The 3,535-nt window shown below is 62.9% G+C and carries 2 protein-coding genes; both read left to right on the forward strand.

All coding sequences use genetic code 11. The features are described from left to right. Window positions 1-198: 198 nt before the first annotated feature. Window positions 199-1,974: a PQQ-dependent methanol/ethanol family dehydrogenase gene (locus FHK92_RS19480; RefSeq protein WP_181289482.1), complete on the forward strand. Its 1,776-nt coding sequence runs from the start codon at window positions 199-201 to the stop codon at window positions 1,972-1,974. 269 nt (window positions 1,975-2,243) lie between these two features. Further along, window positions 2,244-3,535 (forward strand): aldehyde dehydrogenase family protein (locus FHK92_RS19485; protein WP_258232699.1); only part of this gene is annotated, 1,292 nt, incomplete at its 3' end.

A 3,535-nucleotide genomic window follows, 5' to 3' on the forward strand; every position in this document is an offset into this window, starting at 1 on the left:
CTGGCTATCTTTAGGGCCGCTGCGCGCCCCAGCGGGAGCAAGCTCCCTCGCCACGGGATATTCGCTTACCTCCACATGTACCAAGGAACTAGAAAACTCAACACAGCGGGCAATTGTTGGCGGCGGCCCCGAGACCAAGAATCTGTGGCAGACCGGGAAAATTTCCCGGGTATAACAATAACCGCAGAGGTAGCCGCCATGATTCATCCCGCACGTCGCCAGCCCTTCGCCGTGAACCTGCTGCTCAGTGCCATGCTGCTGTCCGGTTCGGCGTTGGCCGCCGTGACCGATCAGGAAATTCTCCAGGACCCGAAGAACCCGCAACAGATCGTCACCAACGGCCTGGGTGTCCAAGGCCAACGCTACAGCCCGCTCGACACCCTCAACGTGAATAACGTCAAGGACCTGCGTCCGGTCTGGGCGTTTTCCTTCGGCGGCGAAAAGCAGCGCGGCCAGCAGGCCCAGCCGATGATCAAGGACGGGGTGATGTACCTCACCGGGTCCTACTCGCGGGTGTTCGCGGTGGATGCGCGCACCGGCAAGAAACTCTGGCAATACGACGCGCGCCTGCCCGATGACATCCGTCCTTGCTGCGACGTGATCAACCGGGGCGTGGCGCTGTATGGCGACCTGGTGTTCTTCGGCACCCTCGATGCCAAATTGGTGGCCTTGAACAAGGACACCGGCAAAGTGGTGTGGAGCAAGAAAGTCGCGGACCACAAGGAAGGTTATTCCATCAGCGCCGCGCCGATCGTGGTAAACGGCAAGCTCATCACAGGCGTGGCGGGCGGCGAGTTCGGTGTGGTCGGCCAGATCAGCGCGTTCGACCCGAAAAACGGTGAACTGCTGTGGACCCGGCCGACCGTAGAAGGCCACATGGGCTACGTCTACAAGGACGGCAAGGCCGTGGAGAACGGTATTTCCGGCGGCGAGGCGGGCAAGACCTGGCCGGGCGATCTCTGGAAAACCGGCGGCGCCGCGCCTTGGCTGGGCGGCTATTACGACCCGGAAACCAACCTGCTGCTGTTCGGCACCGGCAACCCGGCGCCATGGAACTCGCACCTGCGCCCTGGCGACAACCTTTACTCCTCGTCGCGCCTGGCCCTGAACCCGGACGACGGCAGCATCAAGTGGCACTTCCAGAGCACGCCCCACGACGGCTGGGACTATGACGGCGTCAACGAGCTGATCTCGTTCAACTACAAGGAAGGCGGCAAGGACATCAAGGCCGCGGCGACCGCCGACCGTAACGGCTTCTTCTACGTGCTCGACCGCACCAACGGCAAGTTCATCCGCGGCTTCCCGTTCGTCGACAAAATCACCTGGGCCACGGGCCTGGACAAGGATGGCCGGCCGATCTACAACGAGGCCAGCCGTCCGGGCGCGCCGGGCAGCGAAGCCAAGGGCAGTTCGGTGTTCGTCGCGCCGGCGTTCCTCGGTGCGAAAAACTGGATGCCAATGGCCTACAACCAGGACACCGGCCTGTTCTACGTGCCGTCCAACGAATGGGGCATGGACATCTGGAACGAAGGCATCGCCTACAAGAAAGGCGCGGCGTTCCTCGGCGCTGGTTTCACCATCAAGCCACTGAACGAGGATTACATCGGCGTGCTGCGGGCCATCGACCCCAAGACCGGCAAGGAAGTCTGGCGCCACAAGAACTTCGCGCCGCTGTGGGGCGGGGTCCTGACCACCAAGGGCAACTTGGTGTTCACCGGTACGCCTGAAGGGTTCCTCCAGGCGTTCAACGCCAAGACCGGGGAAAAAGTCTGGGAATTCCAGACCGGCTCCGGTGTGCTCGGTTCACCGATCACCTGGGAAATGGACGGCGAGCAGTACGTCTCGGTGGTTTCCGGCTGGGGCGGCGCGGTGCCGCTGTGGGGCGGCGAGGTGGCCAAGCGCGTGAAGGACTTCAACCAGGGCGGCATGCTCTGGACCTTCAAGTTGCCGAAGGAGCTTGTCGCAAAACGCTAAAACCTTGCCGAGAACCGTGGCGAGGGAGCTTGCTCCCGCTCGGCTGCGCAGCAGCCGCCAAAAGCGGGGAGTGCTGCGCACTCCAGCGGGAGCAAGCTCCCTCGCCACAAGGGCCTGCGCCGGCCTTGAAATTGCGCCTATCGCTTGAAACCTACGACCAAATAACGAGAGAGCCCCCTGCCAATGACGCATTCGTCCGGCCAGCGGGGCTCTCTACCATCGGCCTATCGCCTGTCCCGCGACAGGCATCGACCAGGCAGAGGCCCATCATGATCTACGCACAACCCGGAACCCCAGGCGCCGTCGTTTCCTTCAAGCCGCGCTATGGCAACTTCATCGGCGGCGAGTTCGTCGCGCCCGTCAACGGCGAGTACTTCACCAACACCTCGCCGGTCAATGGCGAAATCATCGGCGAGTTTCCACGCTCCAGCGCCGCCGACATCGACAAAGCCCTGGACGCGGCCCACGCTGCTGCTGATGCATGGGGCAAGACCTCGGTCCAGGATCGTTCCCTGGTGCTGCTGAAAATCGCCGACCGCATCGAGCAGAACCTGGAAATCCTCGCGGTCAGCGAGACCTGGGACAACGGCAAGGCCGTGCGTGAAACCCTGAACGCCGACGTGCCGCTGTCGGCTGACCATTTCCGCTACTTCGCCGGTTGCATCCGCGCCCAAGAGGGCGGCGCTGCCGAAATCAACGAGTTGACCACCGCCTATCATTTCCACGAGCCGCTGGGCGTGGTCGGGCAGATCATCCCGTGGAACTTCCCGCTGCTGATGGCTGCCTGGAAACTCGCCCCGGCCCTCGCCGCCGGCAACTGCATCGTGCTGAAGCCGGCGGAGCAGACGCCGCTGTCGATTACCGTATTCATCGAGCTGATCGCCGACCTGCTGCCAGCCGGCGTGTTGAACATTGTCCACGGCTTTGGCCGCGAAGCCGGCGAAGCCCTGGCCACCAGCAAACGCATCGCCAAGATCGCCTTCACCGGTTCGACCCCGGTCGGTTCGCACATCATGAAGTGCGCGGCCGAGAACATCATCCCGTCCACCGTGGAGCTGGGCGGCAAGTCGCCGAACATCTTCTTCGAAGACATCATGCAAGCCGAGCCGGCGTTCATCGAGAAGGCTGCCGAAGGCTTGGTGCTGGCGTTCTTCAACCAGGGCGAAGTGTGCACCTGCCCATCTCGCGCCTTGGTGCAGGAATCGATCTACGCACCGTTCATGGCCGAGGTCATGAAGAAGATCGCCAAGATCAAACGCGGCAACCCGCTGGACACCGAGACCATGGTCGGCGCCCAGGCGTCCCAGCAGCAATACGACAAAATCCTTTCGTACCTGGACATTGCCCGGGAAGAGGGCGCCGAGCTGCTGACCGGTGGCGCGGCCGAACGTCTTGAGGGCGATCTGTCGAGCGGCTATTACATCCAGCCGACCCTGCTCAAGGGCCATAACAAGATGCGCGTGTTCCAGGAAGAAATCTTCGGACCGGTGGTGGGCGTGACCACCTTCAAGGACGAAGCCGAAGCCCTGGCGATCGCCAACGACACCGAGTTCGGCCTCGG

Origin of the sequence: Pseudomonas brassicacearum subsp. neoaurantiaca (assembly GCF_013608025.1) — a bacterium.
Lineage (GTDB): Bacteria > Pseudomonadota > Gammaproteobacteria > Pseudomonadales > Pseudomonadaceae > Aquipseudomonas.